The organism is Lysinibacillus sp. G01H (genome assembly GCF_028872195.1).
In the GTDB taxonomy this organism is placed as follows: Bacteria; Bacillota; Bacilli; order Bacillales_A; family Planococcaceae; genus Lysinibacillus; species Lysinibacillus capsici.
Map to the genome: position 1 here is coordinate 100,134 of NZ_CP118397.1, position 18,335 is coordinate 118,468.

Below are 18,335 nucleotides of genomic sequence, written 5' to 3' on the forward strand. Positions count from 1 at the left end.
AGTAAAAAAGACAAGCTGCATACAACTCTGCCATTTAGAGAGATGTTAGCCAAAGCAGATAGGAGTGTATACGCGTGGGAAATGTTGTATTGAATAATGGTCTTAAAATGCCATTGGTTGGTTATGGTGTCTTTCGAGTACCCGAAGGAGATGACCTAGCTGAAGCAGTCAAAACAGCTATAGCAAAAGGTTATCGTAGTATTGATACAGCACAAGTATATCGCAACGAAGAAAGTGTTGGACGAGGAATACGAGCAGCCATTGAAGAAGGCTTAGTAACTCGTGAAGAATTATTTATAACATCGAAAGTTTGGAACGATGGACTTTCCTATGAAGAAACACTTGCGGCATATGACAGCAGTCTAGAAAAAATAGGATTAGACTATTTGGATTTATATTTAGTACATTGGCCTGGCATAGACCAAAATTATATTGAGGTTTATAAAGCACTAGAAAAGATTTACAAGGATGGTCGTGTACGTTCGATTGGTGTTAGTAATTTCCACGTACACCATTTAGAAAACCTTTTGAAGGAAACGACTGTCGTCCCTGTTATTAATCAAATTGAATTCCATCCGCACTTAATACAGGAGGAAGTACGTGCCTTCTGTAAGGATAAGGGCATACAGGTGGAGGCATGGTCTCCGTTGATGAATGGTTCTCTACTGGAAGAGGCATTGATTCAAGAGCTAGCATCTAAATATGGCAAAACGCCTGCACAGATTGTACTACGCTATGATGTGCAACATGATGTTGTCACGATTCCGAAAACAATGACACCAGCACGTATGGTTGAAAACCTAGCTGTTTTTGATTTTACGTTAACTGAGCAGGAAATGACACAGTTAGATGCAATGAACGATGGACTACGTTGTGGTCCAGATCCAGAAAAATTTAATTTCAAATGATTGTAAGAGAGGCTACCATATTTGGGGGGCCTCTTTTTAAAGAAGGATGATAACATACAATTGTTTTTAACAAAAAATATAGGTGTTTATCATCACTTGTAGTACAAACAACATCTGCTGAATCAAGATAAAAAGTATGGTATCATTTTCTAAAGTGTTTTATCCTCATTCCAGCTAGAGAGAATATTGTAATATGAGGATTGCAAAAGTTACAATGACGATATGGGAGGTGTCATTCTTGATTTTAGTTTTAGATGCAGGGAATTCAAATATTGTATTAGGTGTCTATGATGACAACGATCAATTAGCCTTCCATTGGCGTATGGTGACGGATCTTCATAAAACAGAAGATGAATATGCCATGCAAGTTCTTTCATTTTTTAATCATGCAGGCATTTCATTTGAACAAATAACAGGCATTATTATATCCTCAGTTGTGCCACCAATTATGTTTTCACTAGAGTCGATGTGCCAGAAGTATTTTAGAAAAAAGCCTTTGGTAGTAGGACCAGGTGTGAAAACAGGTTTAAATATTAAATACGAAAATCCACGTGAGGTTGGGTCTGATCGAATAGTGAATGCCATAGCAGCTCTAGATTTATATAAGGCCCCTTGTATCATAGTTGATTTTGGGACAGCAACAACCTATTGTTACTTGAACGAAAAGGGTGATTACATGGGTGGAGCTATTGCGCCAGGCATCACTATTTCTACAGAGGCTCTTTATACACAGGCTGCAAGATTGCCACGTATTGAAATCGTTCGACCTACACATATCGTGGGGAAAACGACCGTTTCTGCCATGCAGGCGGGAATTTTTTATGGCTTTGTCGGGCAAGTTGAGGGCATTGTTAATCGTATAAAAGCACAAAGTAAAGAGGAGCCATTAGTTATTGCTACAGGTGGATTAGCAAATCTAATCGCAGGGGAGACACAAATTATAGATGTTGTAGATCCATTTTTAACGTTAAAGGGTTTATATAAGCTCTATAAACGTAACCAATAGGAAATGAGGGACATTCCATTTATGAGTGATTATTTAGTAAGAGGTTTAGGATTTAATGGACAAGTTCGTGTGTTTGCAGCACGTACAACAGTTACAGTAGGAGAAGTGCAACGCCGTCACGATACATGGCCAGTTGTATCAGCAGCTTTAGGTCGTTCAATGACAGCGGCTGTGATGATGGGAGCCATGCTAAAAGGTGAAGAGAAAATCACTATTAAAATTGAGGGCAACGGTCCAATTGGCCCAATGGTAATTGATAGTAATGCACATGGAGAAGTGCGTGGATTTGTGACAAACCCTCATGTACACTTTGATTTAAACGAGCAAGGTAAGCTAGATGTTCGAGCAGGTGTTGGAACAGAAGGTGCTCTTACAATTGTTAAAGACCTTGGTTTAAGAGATATGTTTTCAGGACAAACACCAATTGTTTCAGGCGAAATTGCTGAAGATTTTACTTATTATTTTGCTACATCTGAGCAAGTACCATCATCTGTAGGCTTAGGCGTATTAGTTAATCCAAATAACACTATTCTTGCGGCTGGCGGATTTATACTTCAATTAATGCCAGGCTGTGAGGAAGAGACGATAACTGAAATTGAGCAACACCTTGCTACAATAGAGCCTGTTTCAAAAATGATTGAAAAAGGTTTTACGCCAGAGCAAATTTTAGAAGCTGTATTAGGAAATGGACATCTACAAATTTTAGATTCCATGCCAGTTGAATTTAAATGTCAATGTTCAAAAGAGCGGTTTGGTGCGGCAATTTTAGGTCTAGGAACAGCGGAAATTAGAGAAATGATTGATGAAGACGGCGGTGCAGAGGCACAATGTCACTTCTGCTTAGAGACATATAGCTTTTCTAAAGATGAGCTAGAAGGGTTTATCGATGAGCTCAACGCGTAATCGCCGACCTTCAACCAATGTAACACCAAACCAAACTCCTTTATTGCAACGTCGTTTAAAGACAAAGCCTGCTTTAGCTGTCATAGCCGTTTTATTATTAGGAAATGTATTATGGTTCATTAGTTGGTTGATCCCGAACAAAGGTCAGGAAATTGGTAGCGACGAACAAGTCGCTGCCATTGACGGGGATGTTATCACGCGCCAAGAGTGGATGATTGCTATGGAGGAAAGATATGGTAAAGAAACACTCCAAAATTTAGTCAATGAAACGGTAATGGAAAAGGCTGCTAAAACATATAAAATTAAAGTTACTGATAAAGAAATTGATCTTGAATTAGCGTTAATGCGATCAGCTCAAGATAAGTTTGATACAGCCATGCAAAATCTTTCGGCAGAGCAACTACGCCAAAAGATTCGGTCACAGCTGATATTGGATAAGGTACTCACGAAAGACGTAGTGATAGAGGAAGAAAACGTTGAAAAGTATTATGAGGAAAATCAAGGCTTATATAATACAAAAACAAGCTATCGTACGAATTTTATTGAGGTCGATTCAAAAAAAGCTGCTGATGAGGCACTGGGTGAATTGAAAAATGGCTCTGACTTTACAGTGCTGGCACGAGAAATTTCTGTTGATAGTGCTTCAGCGAGTTTAGGAGGGGATATTGGTTTCCTTACAGAAAATCAGGAAAATATAGACCCTGCAATTATTAATACTGTAAAATCCCTAAAGGCAAATGAGGTAAGTAAAGCCTTTAAGTTAGATAATGGTCATTATGGCATTGTTCAAGTACAAGAGGTATTAGAAGGACAATCCTTTACATATGACGATGTGAAAGAACATATTGAGCGAGAATTAGCTTTAGAGCAATTACCACAATCCGTTACGCCAGAGGCATTTTGGTCTGAATTTAATGCTACTTGGTATTATGGAGAGACTAAAAAAGAAAAATAATACATGAAAAGAGTCTGCAGGTTTTGCGGGGTAAAATGAGTCTGATCAAACTTACAGGCATTCGTAGTGAATTACCCAAAATGCAGGTTCTTTTTCTTTAGCAGAGGATAAGATTTTTCCTTTTCAAAGCAATGATAAATATTCTGAAAATATTAGTTTTATTTATTGACAATCGAATGGAAAAATTGATAAAATACAAAATAAGTAAAACCTATAAAAATAGTAGGGATTGGGAGTGGATTAGTAAATGAGTAGATTAGCAAACTCGGTAGCTGAATTAGTTGGTAAAACACCAATTGTAAAATTAAATCATGCAACAAGTGAAAATGAAGGTACTGTGTATGTAAAATTAGAATATTTTAATCCGGGAAGCTCGGTGAAAGACCGTCTAGCTTTAGCCATGATCGAAGCTGCCGAAAAAGACGGGACATTAAAACCAGGTGGTACAATTATTGAGCCGACATCTGGTAATACAGGTATTGGTCTTGCAATGATTGCCGCTGCTAAAGGTTATAAAGCCATTTTAGTTATGCCAGAAACAATGAGCTTAGAGCGTCGTAATTTATTGCGTGCTTACGGTGCAGAGCTTGTATTAACGCCTGGTCCAGCAGGTATGAAAGGTGCAATTGCTAAAGCAGAAGAACTATCTGAAGAACATGGCTACTTTCTACCACAACAATTTACAAATCCTGCGAACGCGGTAATTCACCGTTTAACAACAGGCCCAGAAATAGTAGAAGCATTTGATGGCCTAACACTTGATGCTTTTGTAGCTGGTGTTGGCACAGGTGGTACAATTACTGGTGCTGGTGCGGTCTTAAAAGAAAAGTATCCAAACATTGAAATCATTGCAGTTGAACCAAAGGATTCACCAGTTCTTTCTGGTGGTCAACCAGGGCCTCATAAAATTCAAGGAATTGGCGCTGGATTTGTACCAGCAGTTTTAGATACGGAAGTCTATTCTTCAGTATTCCCTGTTGAAAATGAGGTTGCTTTTGAAATAGCACGTAAAGTAGCACGTGAAGAAGGAATCCTATGTGGTATTTCATCTGGTGCTGCAATCTATGCTGCAATTGAAGCGGCAAAACGTTTAGGTAAGGGTTCGAATGTCCTTGCTATTGTGCCTTCTAATGGTGAGCGTTATCTATCAACACCTTTATATCAATTTGAAGACTAATTCAATTTTTTTATGTAAGGGCTCCTTTATAAAGGGGCCCTTTTTTTAGTGCAAAAACTTGGACACTATGAAAATTATAAAAATATTCGCTTCTATGTAATAATCAAGTTAAGATGGAATCACAGCATATGTTTAAAGGGGAAAATAACTTGAAAACAATACTTACAAAAACATTAACGATGGATGCAGATTCATTTTTTTATAGCTATAAAAGGCAGACAGAGACTCAGCAAGCGCATGTGTTTTTAGAAAGTGGACGTGGTGGACATTTTTCAATAGCTGCGTGGAATCCATTAGCTACCGCACGATCAGTAGAGGGTGGGCTTTTGGTCAATTGGAGAAATGGCAGACAGGAAGTTTTACAAGGTGAGCCCCTCGACTTACTGGAAGAGCTTGTGGCGGAATATCAGGTTTCTTATAATGGAGAGCTACCTGTTTTTCAGGGAGGGGCTATTGGATTTGTGTCGTATGATTATGCTCGTAAAATTGAGGAGCTTCCTAATACAGCAACAGATGATTTACAAGTGCCAGATATCTATTATTATATCTTTGATTGCTGGGCCGTACATGATGTGAAAACGAATACCGTGACACTTATGAAGTTAGAAGAGAATGAGGTTAACTTGGAAGAATGGGCTAACATCTGGCAGGTTGCAGCACAGGCTGGATTAGACGCGCGCAAATTTGAGAAAACAACCGCTATAGAAGTTAAGAATGATGAAAATGAGTTGCTTGTTTCATTTGCAGGCGACGATTTCGAGGCAGCGGTTAAAAAAATCCAAACGTATATCGCGCAAGGTGATGTCTTTCAGGTGAATTTATCTGTGCGTCAGTCTAAGAAACTCAATGCAACTGCACTAGATGTCTATGAGGCACTACGAGCGTTTAATCCGTCACCATATATGGCTTATATTGAAGCACCTGATTTCTCTGTTGTTTCTGGATCGCCAGAGTTACTAGTCAAGCGTCAAGGCAATGAGTTGTCGACGAGACCAATAGCTGGCACTCGACCAAGAGGAAAGTCCGAAGAGGAAGATTTAGCATTGGCTCAAGAATTAATTGATAATGATAAAGAACGTGCTGAGCATGTGATGTTAGTGGATTTAGAGCGCAATGATTTAGGACGTGTATCCACCTATGGAACAGTGAAAGTGGATGAGTTTATGGTTATTGAGCGCTATTCACATGTTATGCATATCGTTTCGAATGTGCGTGGAGAAATAGCAGAAGGGAAAACGAATGCAGACGTTATTCGTGCGATGTTCCCAGGTGGCACAATTACAGGAGCACCAAAAATCCGCACTATGGAAATTATTGAAGAATTGGAGCCTGTAAGACGTGGTTTATATACAGGCTCGATCGGTTGGCTAGGCTTTACAGGTGATATGGAGTTTAATATTGTAATCCGTACAGCGTTTGTAAAAGATGGGGTTGCCCATATTCAAGCTGGAGCAGGTATTGTCATTGACTCTGTTCCGGAAAGAGAGTATCAGGAATCTTTAAATAAAGCGAAGGCAATGTGGCAGGCAAAGGCAATGGCAGAGGAGGGAGTAAAATGATTTTAATGATCGATAACTACGATTCATTTATTTATAACATCGTCCAATATTTGGGCGAATTTGGTCATGACATAGTAGTAAAACGTAATGATGTTATTACAGTAGAAGAAATAGAACAACTTGCGCCAGATATGATTGTTATTTCTCCAGGGCCATGTAGTCCAAATGAGGCAGGGGAAAGCCTGAACATTATTAAATATTTCGCGGGAAATATTCCAATTTTAGGGGTTTGTCTTGGACATCAGGCACTTGCACAAGTGTTTGGTAGTCATGTCATACAAGCGGAACGTTTAATGCATGGGAAGACATCACCCGTGCTGCATGCTGAAGTAGGTTTGCATAAAGGCATGCCAAATCCATTCCAAGCAACTCGCTATCATTCTCTTATTGTTGATAAGGAGACATTACCAGCGTGTCTAGAAGTAACAGCTTGGACAGAAGAAGGAGAAATTATGGGTTTACGTCATAAGGAATATCCTATTGAGGGTGTACAATATCATCCGGAATCCATTATGACCGAGCAAGGGAAACAACTACTTCGCCAATTTATAGAAATGTATGTAGAAGGAGTGAAATAGATGCAGTGCTGGATGAACGGAAACTATATGGCGGCCCAGGATCTGAGAATTTCGCCATTTGATCATGGATTTTTATATGGATTAGGATTTTTTGAAACGTTCCGAACATATGGTGGTCAGGTATTTTACTGGGAAGCACATATGGAAAGATTACAGCGTGCTTTATCACAATATCACATTCATTTAAACTATCCTGAAAGTGTATTACTTGAGGCTGTGCAACAACTAAATCAACTTGCTGGCGGTCAGGATGGTTACTTCCGTTTAAATGTATCTGCGGGTGAACATAATATTGGATTACAACCAACAGAATATAGACAACCTAATATCATCATTTTTCGCAAGGAACTTCAAGACACACCGCGTGGTACTGAAAAGTTTGCACAATGGCTTACCATACCACGCAATACACCTGAACAAGCCTTTCGTGTTAAATCGCACCATTACGGCAATAACGTGCTTGGTCGCTTTGAAATGCCATCACTGGCCCAACAAGAAGGTTTCTTTTTAACAGAATCAGGCTATGTAGCTGAAGGTGTGACATCAAATATATTTTGGATAAAAAATGATATACTATATACTCCTTCCTTGGAGACAGGTATTTTACCAGGAATTATTCGTGCATGGGTTATAGAAAAGGCTAGTGCGCTAAACCTTGACGTACAGGAAGGCTTTTATACAAAAGAGGATTTACTACAAAGTACGGAATGCTTCATTACCAATTCAGTACAAGAACTTGTGCCTATTAGTAGCTTGGAGAACCAGCCATTTTTAGGCAATAAAGGACCTATTTATTCCATTTTGCATAGCGCATTTGTTCAAGAAGTGGAACGAGGATAGAAGGAGCGTTTACATGCTAGAAAAATATACGAAACCATTAACGATTAATGGTATTACATTAGACTATAGACAAGAAACATTTGTTATGGGGATTCTAAATGTTACACCGGACTCCTTCTCTGATGGAGGAAAGTATAACAATGTGGAGGCTGCTGTTACTCAAGCAAAAAAAATGGTGGCCGAAGGAGCAAAAATTATCGATGTAGGTGGAGAGTCTACACGTCCTGGGTACGAACGAATTTCAGATGAAGATGAAATTGCACGCATCGTGCCTGTTATTCAAGCGTTAGCACAGGAAGTAAAGGTCATTATTTCAGTTGATACGTATAAAGCAAGTGTGGCGCGTGCCGCAATTGAAGCGGGCGCACACATCATCAATGATATTTGGGGAGCAAAGGCAGAACCAGAAATTGCTCAGGTTGCTGCAGACTTACATGTTCCGATCATTTTAATGCATAATCGTGAAAATATGGATTATGGTGTTGATTTTTGGACGACTGCAAAGGCAGATTTAGAAAAAAGTATTGCCATTGCACAGCAAGCGGGAGTTCCCGATCATCATATCATCTTAGATCCAGGTATCGGCTTTGCTAAAAATACTGCACAAAATATAGCTATGATGCAACACTTATCGGATTTAGTGGCTATGGGCTATCCCGTATTATTAGCAACATCACGTAAATCAATGATTGGTAATGTCCTGAACTTACCTGTTGAGGAGCGACTTGAAGGGACAAGCGCAACAGTGGTTTATGGAATTGAAAAGGGTTGTCATATGATAAGAGTTCATGATGTAAAGGAAATGGCGCGGGCAACGTATATGACGGATGTATTAGTGGGTAAACGTTTGTTTAAGGAGGAAGCGTGATGGATTATATTCATTTAAAGGACATGCAGTTCTATGGTTATCATGGTGTATTAGCAGCTGAAACTACTCTAGGCCAACGCTTTCGAGCAAATGTTTCGCTTGCAGTAGACATGACAAAAGCTGGTGAAACGGATGATCTTTCTTATACCGTTAATTATGCAGAGGTATATGCGTTATGTAGGGATATTGTAGAGGGCGAACCGTTTAAGCTTATTGAGGCTCTTGTTGTGAAAATAGCAAATGTGATTTTAGCAAGCTATCCTGATAAAGTAAAAGGAGTTCGTGTAGAGCTCATTAAACCAGACCCCCCTATTCATGGCTATTATAAAGAAGTCTCTGTTGAGGTTACGAGGGGTGTTTTCTAATGAAGGATGTCTATTTATCTATCGGAACAAATATGGGGGAGAGATATGAGAATCTTCAGCACGCAGTAGACCTTTTAAAGGAAAAGAAGGAACTAGAGTTGATTCGTGTTTCATCTGTCTTTGAGACAGCTGCTGTAGGTTATACGGATCAGGCAGATTTTTTAAATATAGCTGTTCATCTAAAAACACCTATATCGTCTGTTGAGATGTTGAATATTTGCCAAGAAATCGAACGGGAATTAGGGCGTGTAAGAGAATTCCGCTGGGGCCCAAGAGTTATTGATCTTGACATTTTACTTTACAATCAAGAGAATATTGAAACGGAGAATTTAATTGTTCCTCATCCAAGAATGTACGAGCGAGCGTTCGTCCTAGTACCACTTGTAGAGATTACACCATCACCATTCGATGAACAGCTACAACAAGCGCATGATCTGTTACAGCAAATGGATCGTGAAAAGGAAGGCGTAATCTTCTGGAACCACTTTAATGAGCCGTCAGCGGTAAATTAAGTATTTGTATAGGAATGAATTATCAGCGTATAGCATTAACGATAGATAGAGAAAATAGGTAAAGCCTATAGAGGAGGAAGAAAAACGTTGGGTCAGTCAACAGAGAAGCCATTTCAAATTGGCGATATTGTCATGGACAACCGAGTAGTATTAGCGCCAATGGCTGGGATTTGTAACTCTGCTTTCCGATTAACGGTTAAGGAGTTTGGGGCAGGTCTCGTATACGCTGAAATGATTAGTGATAAGGGCATTGTCCAAAAAAATGAAAAAACATTAAGTATGCTTTATATCGATGAACGTGAAAATCCTCTTTCACTGCAAATCTTTGGTGGAGATAAAGAAACCTTAGTGGAAGCAGCGAAATATGTGGATGAAAATACGACTGCTGATATTATTGATATCAACATGGGGTGTCCTGTTAATAAAATTATAAAATGTGAAGCGGGAGCACGTTTACTACTTGATCCTAATAAAGTATATGAGATGGTAGCGGCTGTTGTGGATGCTGTTAAAAAGCCTGTTAGCGTAAAAATGCGTATTGGTTGGGATGAAGAACATATCTTTGCAATTGAAAACGCTCAAGCTGTTGAGCGTGCAGGTGCAGCTGCAGTAGCAGTTCATGGTCGTACACGTGTACAAATGTATGAAGGTAAAGCGAACTGGGATTACATTCGTCAAGTGAAGGAAAATGTCAGCATTCCTGTGCTAGGTAATGGTGACGTGGAAACACCCCAAGATGCTAAACGTATGCTGGAAACTACAGGTGTAGATGCAGTAATGATTGGACGTGCTGCTTTAGGTAATCCATGGATGATCTATCGTACGGTTCAATACCTAGCAACTGGTGAATTAAAAGAAGAGCCAAGTGTACGAGAAAAAATGGACGTATGTTTACTACACTTTGAACGACTTCTTCAATTAAAGGGAGAAGGAATTGCAGTACGGGAAATGCGTAAGCATGCATCATGGTATTTAAAAGGAATCCGTGGCAATGGTAAGGCCCGCAATGCTATTAACCAAACAGAAACGGCGGCAGAACTTCGAGTACTATTAAATAGTCTTGTACAGGAGTATGAAGAAAGCGAAACTAAATTGATTGTTCCAGAAGTCAAAGAATTAATTATATAGTTTTTATTATGGGCGTCTCTATAATTTGATAGAGGCGCCTTTTCAGCAACACCTTTAATTTTTAGAATTATTAATTATTTTGTATTGGATTGAAAATAAATTGAAACAGATGATTACAGCACTGAAATTGTGTACAATAGAAATATTATGGACGTAAACGCGGACAATTTACTTAAGGAGTGAAACAAGTGTCAAATATAGAAGAATTAAATGATCAACTATTGGTGAGACGCCAAAAGATGACAACGATACTAGAAAATGGACAAGATCCATTTGGAAGCCGTTTTGAGCGTACACATTTATCAACAGAAGTACGTGAGCAATTTGCAGATCAAACAAAAGAACAGCTTGAGGAAAACCTTCAAGAGGTAATTATTGCGGGCCGTATTATGACGAAACGTGGTAAAGGAAAAGCTGGCTTTGCACATATTCAAGATTTAAATGGTCAAATACAAATTTATGTTCGTCAAGATCATGTAGGCGAAGAAGCGTATGAATTATTTAAACAAGCTGATTTAGGAGATATCGTTGGTGTGCGTGGTAACGTGTTCCGTACACAAGTGGGAGAACTTTCTGTAAAGGCTGAGGAATTCACATTCCTTACAAAAGCGCTACGTCCTATGCCAGAGAAATTCCACGGCTTGCAGGATGTTGAGCAACGTTATCGCCAACGTTATCTAGATTTAATGACAAACGAAGATAGCAAAAAGACATTTATCACGCGTTCGAAAATTATTCGTGCAATACGAAATTACTTAGATAATGCTGGATACTTAGAAGTAGAAACACCAATGCTTCACACAATTGCTGGTGGCGCAGCTGCTCGTCCATTTATTACGCATCACAATGCCCTTGATATGGAATTATATATGCGAATTGCCATCGAATTGCATTTAAAACGTTTAATAGTTGGTGGTTTAGAGAAAGTTTACGAGATCGGACGTGTGTTCCGTAATGAAGGAATTTCTACACGCCACAACCCTGAATTTACAATGATTGAACTGTATGAAGCATTTGCTGATTATCAAGATATCATGTCTCTAACTGAAAACCTTATTGCACATGTAGCCCAAGAAGTTCTTGGTACAACATCCGTTCAATATGGTGAAGATGAAATCAACCTTGCTGTAGGCTGGAAACGAGTTCATATGGTTGACGCTGTAAAAGAGGCAACAGGTGTAGACTTCTGGCAGCCGATGACAAAAGAACAAGCACAAGCACTTGCTAAAGAGCATGGAGTTGAAGTAAAGGATGTTCACGAAGTAGGTCATATTATCAATGAATTCTTCGAACAGAAAGTAGAAGAGACGCTTGTACAGCCTACATTTGTATATGGTCACCCGGTAGAAATCTCACCTCTTGCGAAGAAAAATCCAGAGGACGAGCGTTTTACAGATCGCTTTGAGTTATTTATCGTTCGTCGTGAGCACGCCAATGCTTTCACTGAGTTAAATGACCCTATCGACCAACGCCAACGCTTTGAAGCACAATTGGCAGAAAAAGAAGCAGGTAATGATGAGGCACATGAAATGGACAATGATTTCATTGAAGCATTAGAATACGGTATGCCTCCAACAGGTGGTTTAGGTATTGGTATTGACCGTTTAATTATGCTACTAACAAATTCACCATCAATTCGTGATGTATTATTGTTCCCAACAATGCGTCATATTACAAAATAAATTGCTGCGTAGGCTCTTTATAGAGCTATTAAAGAGCAGTCAATGGATTAAGAGGAGAATTCACATGATAGTGAGTTCTCTTCTTTTTGTTCAATGAAAAAAATTAAGTTGTTTAAACGTGGTTTATATTTAGGTTATACTTTTATAGTTCTATGTTTTTCAAATACAATAAGTATAAAAAAGAAGTATTTTATTGGGGGCTTATAATGAATTACAAAATTATTAACAAACAAGTATATGAACAGGCACAATTACGTTCTGTTTCTGATGTTCCGTTTACAGAGGAAGAACTCGAGCATGGTATGAAATTAGTCGTTGCTAAAAAAGACGAGACTCTTACTTTATATTTAGTAGAAATAGATGGCCATAAGAAATTTGATGTTCGTTGGGACGATTCTTCTGAAATCTTTAGTGGCTGGTATTCTGCATGGGATAACTTCTTGTGGTGTTTAAATATAGTTGACCCTCAAGGTAATGAAATAAAATAGGGACATATTAGAAATAAGCAGGCGCTAAAGTACTTCTACTTTAGCGCCTGCTTATTTTCATTTATTGCATTTTTATAAAACCTTCTAAGACTTAAACAACATATTTAAATTTGTAGTTTTTTATGAGCTATATTTAACTTGAAAAGTAAGTAGTATTGTAATTTAAGATATTGAGATTTAATAGAAAGAGATGTATAGTAAAACAAATAATAAATAAGGAAAGATACTATGATTCACGATTCTCGTAAATGCGCAAAATAGCTTATTAAAGCAAGTTTATTAAATAAAATTAGATTTTGTTTAAAAAACACTTGCGAAGTGCTTTCCAACGTGATAAATTATTACTTGTCGTTAAGACAATGCAATCAACGACATCGAACTTCAAAAACAATTTGAAAAAAGATGTTGACATAAACAATTGATTATAATATAATTTAAAAGTCGTCTCCGGTGATTTGAAAAATATTTCAAAAAAGTGTTGACAACAAAAGAGAAGAAATGTTATAATTTAAAAGTTGCTGTCGAGAGATGGTTGCTAAATGAACCTTGAAAACTGAACAAGCAAAACGTAATCAATAAAGTTTTAAGTAACTAGCTTCGGTTAGGGAACGAAACGCAATTTTGGACATCAAACATGATGCCAGCAAAACAATTTGAGCTAATCAAATTTCTTTTATGGAGAGTTTGATCCTGGCTCAGGACGAACGCTGGCGGCGTGCCTAATACATGCAAGTCGAGCGAACAGAAAAGGAGCTTGCTCCTTTGACGTTAGCGGCGGACGGGTGAGTAACACGTGGGCAACCTACCCTATAGTTTGGGATAACTCCGGGAAACCGGGGCTAATACCGAATAATCTCTTTTGCTTCATGGCAAGAGACTGAAAGACGGCATCTCGCTGTCGCTATAGGATGGGCCCGCGGCGCATTAGCTAGTTGGTGAGGTAACGGCTCACCAAGGCGACGATGCGTAGCCGACCTGAGAGGGTGATCGGCCACACTGGGACTGAGACACGGCCCAGACTCCTACGGGAGGCAGCAGTAGGGAATCTTCCACAATGGGCGAAAGCCTGATGGAGCAACGCCGCGTGAGTGAAGAAGGTTTTCGGATCGTAAAACTCTGTTGTAAGGGAAGAACAAGTACAGTAGTAACTGGCTGTACCTTGACGGTACCTTATTAGAAAGCCACGGCTAACTACGTGCCAGCAGCCGCGGTAATACGTAGGTGGCAAGCGTTGTCCGGAATTATTGGGCGTAAAGCGCGCGCAGGCGGTCCTTTAAGTCTGATGTGAAAGCCCACGGCTCAACCGTGGAGGGTCATTGGAAACTGGGGGACTTGAGTGCAGAAGAGGAAAGTGGAATTCCAAGTGTAGCGGTGAAATGCGTAGAGATTTGGAGGAACACCAGTGGCGAAGGCGACTTTCTGGTCTGTAACTGACGCTGAGGCGCGAAAGCGTGGGGAGCAAACAGGATTAGATACCCTGGTAGTCCACGCCGTAAACGATGAGTGCTAAGTGTTAGGGGGTTTCCGCCCCTTAGTGCTGCAGCTAACGCATTAAGCACTCCGCCTGGGGAGTACGGTCGCAAGACTGAAACTCAAAGGAATTGACGGGGGCCCGCACAAGCGGTGGAGCATGTGGTTTAATTCGAAGCAACGCGAAGAACCTTACCAGGTCTTGACATCCCGTTGACCACTGTAGAGATATAGTTTCCCCTTCGGGGGCAACGGTGACAGGTGGTGCATGGTTGTCGTCAGCTCGTGTCGTGAGATGTTGGGTTAAGTCCCGCAACGAGCGCAACCCTTGATCTTAGTTGCCATCATTTAGTTGGGCACTCTAAGGTGACTGCCGGTGACAAACCGGAGGAAGGTGGGGATGACGTCAAATCATCATGCCCCTTATGACCTGGGCTACACACGTGCTACAATGGACGATACAAACGGTTGCCAACTCGCGAGAGGGAGCTAATCCGATAAAGTCGTTCTCAGTTCGGATTGTAGGCTGCAACTCGCCTACATGAAGCCGGAATCGCTAGTAATCGCGGATCAGCATGCCGCGGTGAATACGTTCCCGGGCCTTGTACACACCGCCCGTCACACCACGAGAGTTTGTAACACCCGAAGTCGGTGAGGTAACCTTTTGGAGCCAGCCGCCGAAGGTGGGATAGATGATTGGGGTGAAGTCGTAACAAGGTAGCCGTATCGGAAGGTGCGGCTGGATCACCTCCTTTCTAAGGATTATTTCGGAATACAAACCTTGGGTTTGTACGATTACGTTTTGCGTTCAGTTTTGAAGGTTCATTCTATCTGAATGAAACACTTCAAAACTTGTTCTTTGAAAACTGGATAAAACGACATTGAAATTGTAACAAACACATTTATTTTTTAAGTTTTTTATAGGCTTAATAACTTGGTTAAGTTATTAAGGGCGCACGGCGAATGCCTTGGCACTAGGAGCCGAAGAAGGACGGCACTAACACCGATATGCTTCGGGGAGCTGTAAGTGAGCTTTGATCCGGAGATTTCCGAATGGGGGAACCCACTACGTTTAATCGCGTAGTATCTTGACGTGAATACATAGCGTCTTGAAGGCAGACCCAGGGAACTGAAACATCTAAGTACCTGGAGGAAGAGAAAGAAAAATCGATTCCCTGAGTAGCGGCGAGCGAAACGGGAAGAGCCCAAACCAAGAGGCTTGCCTCTTGGGGTTGTAGGACACTCAATACGGAGTTACAAAAGAGCGAGTTAGATGAAGCGACTTGGAAAGGTCCGCCAGAGCAGGTAAAAGCCCTGTAGTCGAAAGTTCGTTCTCTCCTGAGTGGATCCTGAGTACGGCGGAACACGTGAAATTCCGTCGGAATCCGGGAGGACCATCTCCCAAGGCTAAATACTACCTAGTGACCGATAGTGAACCAGTACCGTGAGGGAAAGGTGAAAAGCACCCCGGAAGGGGAGTGAAAGAGATCCTGAAACCGTGTGCCTACAAGTAGTTAGAGCCCGTTAATGGGTGATAGCGTGCCTTTTGTAGAATGAACCGGCGAGTTACGATTACGTGCGAGGTTAAGCTTTAGAAGGCGGAGCCGCAGCGAAAGCGAGTCTGAATAGGGCGAAATAGTACGTGGTCGTAGACCCGAAACCAGGTGATCTACCCATGTCCAGGGTGAAGGTGAGGTAACACTTACTGGAGGCCCGAACCCACGCACGTTGAAAAGTGCGGGGATGAGGTGTGGGTAGCGGAGAAATTCCAATCGAACTTGGAGATAGCTGGTTCTCTCCGAAATAGCTTTAGGGCTAGCCTCGTGATGAGAATACTGGAGGTAGAGCACTGTTTGGACTAGGGGGCCATCCCGGTTTACCGAATTCAGACAAACTCCGAATGCCAGATATTTATACACGGGAGTCAGACTGCGAGTGATAAGATCCGTAGTCAAAAGGGAAACAGCCCAGACCACCAGCTAAGGTCCCAAAGTAATCGTTAAGTGGAAAAGGATGTGGCGTTGCACAGACAACCAGGATGTTGGCTTAGAAGCAGCCATCATTTAAAGAGTGCGTAATAGCTCACTGGTCGAGTGACGCTGCGCCGAAAATGTATCGGGGCTAAACGATTCACCGAAGCTGTGGATTGACATCTACGATGTCAGTGGTAGGAGAGCGTTCTAAGTGCGTTGAAGTCAGACCGGAAGGACTGGTGGAGCGCTTAGAAGTGAGAATGCCGGTATGAGTAGCGAAAGACGGGTGAGAATCCCGTCCACCGTATGACTAAGGTTTCCTGAGGAAGGCTCGTCCGCTCAGGGTTAGTCGGGACCTAAGCCGAGGCCGATAGGCGTAGGCGATGGACAACAGGTTGATATTCCTGTACCACCTCCTCACCGTTTGAGAAATGGGGGGACGCAGTAGGATAGGGTAAGCGCGCCGTTGGTTGTGCGCGTCCAAGCAGTAAGGCGTGTGTGTAGGCAAATCCGCACACTGTAACGTTGAGCTGTGATGGCGAGTCCGTATGGACGAAGTTCCTGATTTCACACTGCCAAGAAAAGCCTCTATCGAGGTGAGAGGTGCCCGTACCGCAAACCGACACAGGTAGTCGAGGAGAGAATCCTAAGGTGTGCGAGAGAACTCTCGTTAAGGAACTCGGCAAAATGACCCCGTAACTTCGGGAGAAGGGGTGCTCTTGAGCGTGCAAGCGCATGAGAGCCGCAGTGAATAGGCCCAGGCGACTGTTTAGCAAAAACACAGGTCTCTGCAAAACCGTAAGGTGACGTATAGGGGCTGACGCCTGCCCGGTGCTGGAAGGTTAAGAGGAGTGGTTAGCGCAAGCGAAGCTGCGAATTGAAGCCCCAGTAAACGGCGGCCGTAACTATAACGGTCCTAAGGTAGCGAAATTCCTTGTCGGGTAAGTTCCGACCCGCACGAAAGGCGTAACGATCTGGGCACTGTCTCAACGAGAGACTCGGTGAAATTATAGTACCTGTGAAGATGCAGGTTACCCGCGACAGGACGGAAAGACCCCGTGGAGCTTTACTGTAGCCTGATATTGAATTTTGGTACAACTTGTACAGGATAGGTAGGAGCCAGAGATCTCGGAGCGCCAGCTTCGAAGGAGGCGTCGGTGGGATACTACCCTGGTTGTATTGAAATTCTAACCCATGCCCCTTAGCGGGGCAGGAGACAGTGTCAGGCGGACAGTTTGACTGGGGCGGTCGCCTCCTAAAAGGTAACGGAGGCGCCCAAAGGTTCCCTCAGAATGGTTGGAAATCATTCGTAGAGTGTAAAGGCACAAGGGAGCTTGACTGCGAGACCTACAAGTCGAGCAGGGTCGAAAGACGGGCTTAGTGATCCGGTGGTTCCGCATGGAAGGGCCATCGCTCAACGGATAAAAGCTACCCCGGGGATAACAGGCTTATCTCCCCCAAGAGTCCACATCGACGGGGAGGTTTGGCACCTCGATGTCGGCTCATCGCATCCTGGGGCTGTAGTCGGTCCCAAGGGTTGGGCTGTTCGCCCATTAAAGCGGTACGCGAGCTGGGTTCAGAACGTCGTGAGACAGTTCGGTCCCTATCCGTCGTGGGCGTAGGAAATTTGAGAGGAGCTGTCCTTAGTACGAGAGGACCGGGATGGACACACCGCTGGTGTACCAGTTGTCTTGCCAAAGGCATCGCTGGGTAGCTATGTGTGGACGGGATAAGTGCTGAAAGCATCTAAGCATGAAGCCCCCCTCAAGATGAGATTTCCCATTACGCAAGTAAGTAAGATCCCTCAAAGACGATGAGGTAGATAGGTTCGAGGTGGAAGTGTGGTGACACATGGAGCTGACGAATACTAATCGATCGAGGACTTAACCAAAAAAGTTTGAAGCATTCAATGCACCGTTTATC

The 18,335-nt window shown here is 41.8% G+C and carries 14 protein-coding genes and 2 rRNA genes; all 16 read left to right on the forward strand.

Annotated features, from left to right (window positions below; genetic code table 11):
- Window positions 1-74 precede the first annotated feature (74 nt).
- Window positions 75-908, forward strand: a complete 834-nt coding sequence (locus tag PSR12_RS00485) for an aldo/keto reductase (protein ID WP_274771145.1) — start codon at window positions 75-77, stop codon at window positions 906-908.
- A gap of 238 nt (window positions 909-1,146) precedes the next feature.
- Window positions 1,147-1,914: a type III pantothenate kinase gene (locus PSR12_RS00490; protein ID WP_221683404.1), complete on the forward strand. Its 768-nt coding sequence runs from the start codon at window positions 1,147-1,149 to the stop codon at window positions 1,912-1,914.
- A gap of 21 nt (window positions 1,915-1,935) precedes the next feature.
- Complete coding sequence (gene hslO, locus PSR12_RS00495; RefSeq protein WP_274771147.1) at window positions 1,936-2,817, forward strand: Hsp33 family molecular chaperone HslO; 882 nt, start codon at window positions 1,936-1,938, stop codon at window positions 2,815-2,817.
- Window positions 2,801-3,772, forward strand: a complete 972-nt coding sequence (locus PSR12_RS00500; RefSeq protein WP_221683406.1) for a peptidyl-prolyl cis-trans isomerase — start codon at window positions 2,801-2,803, stop codon at window positions 3,770-3,772. The genes hslO and PSR12_RS00500 overlap by 17 nt, the downstream gene beginning before the upstream one ends.
- Window positions 3,773-4,019: 247 nt before the next feature.
- Window positions 4,020-4,949, forward strand: a complete 930-nt coding sequence (cysK, locus tag PSR12_RS00505; protein ID WP_274771150.1) for a cysteine synthase A — start codon at window positions 4,020-4,022, stop codon at window positions 4,947-4,949.
- A gap of 128 nt (window positions 4,950-5,077) precedes the next feature.
- Window positions 5,078-6,508 carry an aminodeoxychorismate synthase, component I gene (gene pabB / locus PSR12_RS00510; protein WP_274771151.1) on the forward strand — a complete coding sequence of 477 codons (1,431 nt, stop codon included), beginning with the start codon at window positions 5,078-5,080 and terminating at the stop codon, window positions 6,506-6,508.
- A complete protein-coding gene (gene pabA / locus PSR12_RS00515; RefSeq protein ID WP_274771152.1) occupies window positions 6,505-7,086 on the forward strand; it encodes an aminodeoxychorismate/anthranilate synthase component II in 582 nt (193 codons plus the stop codon). Before pabB ends, pabA begins: the two co-directional genes overlap by 4 nt.
- Entirely contained in the window at window positions 7,087-7,926 is an 840-nt protein-coding gene (gene pabC / locus PSR12_RS00520; protein ID WP_274771153.1) for an aminodeoxychorismate lyase, read from the forward strand. It begins immediately after the preceding gene.
- A 13-nt stretch (window positions 7,927-7,939) separates the two neighbouring features.
- Window positions 7,940-8,794, forward strand: coding sequence for a dihydropteroate synthase (gene folP, locus PSR12_RS00525; RefSeq protein WP_221683410.1), 855 nt, complete (start codon window positions 7,940-7,942; stop codon window positions 8,792-8,794).
- On the forward strand, window positions 8,794-9,159 hold the full coding sequence (gene folB, locus PSR12_RS00530; protein WP_221683411.1) for a dihydroneopterin aldolase: 366 nt from the start codon (window positions 8,794-8,796) through the stop codon (window positions 9,157-9,159). Before folP ends, folB begins: the two co-directional genes overlap by 1 nt.
- The gene (gene folK / locus PSR12_RS00535; RefSeq protein WP_274771156.1) at window positions 9,159-9,671 is read left to right on the forward strand and encodes a 2-amino-4-hydroxy-6-hydroxymethyldihydropteridine diphosphokinase; all 513 of its coding nucleotides are present in this window, start codon (window positions 9,159-9,161) and stop codon (window positions 9,669-9,671) included. Before folB ends, folK begins: the two co-directional genes overlap by 1 nt.
- Before the next feature lie 87 nt (window positions 9,672-9,758).
- Entirely contained in the window at window positions 9,759-10,799 is a 1,041-nt protein-coding gene (gene dusB / locus PSR12_RS00540; RefSeq protein ID WP_274771158.1) for a tRNA dihydrouridine synthase DusB, read from the forward strand.
- Between the two features lie 179 nt (window positions 10,800-10,978).
- Window positions 10,979-12,481 (forward strand): lysine--tRNA ligase, encoded by a 1,503-nt coding sequence (gene lysS, locus PSR12_RS00545; RefSeq protein ID WP_221683414.1) that lies wholly within the window; start codon window positions 10,979-10,981, stop codon window positions 12,479-12,481.
- A 206-nt stretch (window positions 12,482-12,687) separates the two neighbouring features.
- Window positions 12,688-12,969 (forward strand): hypothetical protein, encoded by a 282-nt coding sequence (locus tag PSR12_RS00550; protein WP_221683415.1) that lies wholly within the window; start codon window positions 12,688-12,690, stop codon window positions 12,967-12,969.
- A gap of 672 nt (window positions 12,970-13,641) precedes the next feature.
- Window positions 13,642-15,194, forward strand: a 16S ribosomal RNA gene (locus PSR12_RS00555).
- A 181-nt stretch (window positions 15,195-15,375) separates the two neighbouring features.
- Window positions 15,376-18,303: ribosomal RNA gene (locus PSR12_RS00560) — 23S ribosomal RNA — on the forward strand.
- Together the 16S and 23S rRNA genes form the textbook arrangement of a ribosomal RNA operon.
- Window positions 18,304-18,335 lie beyond the last annotated feature (32 nt).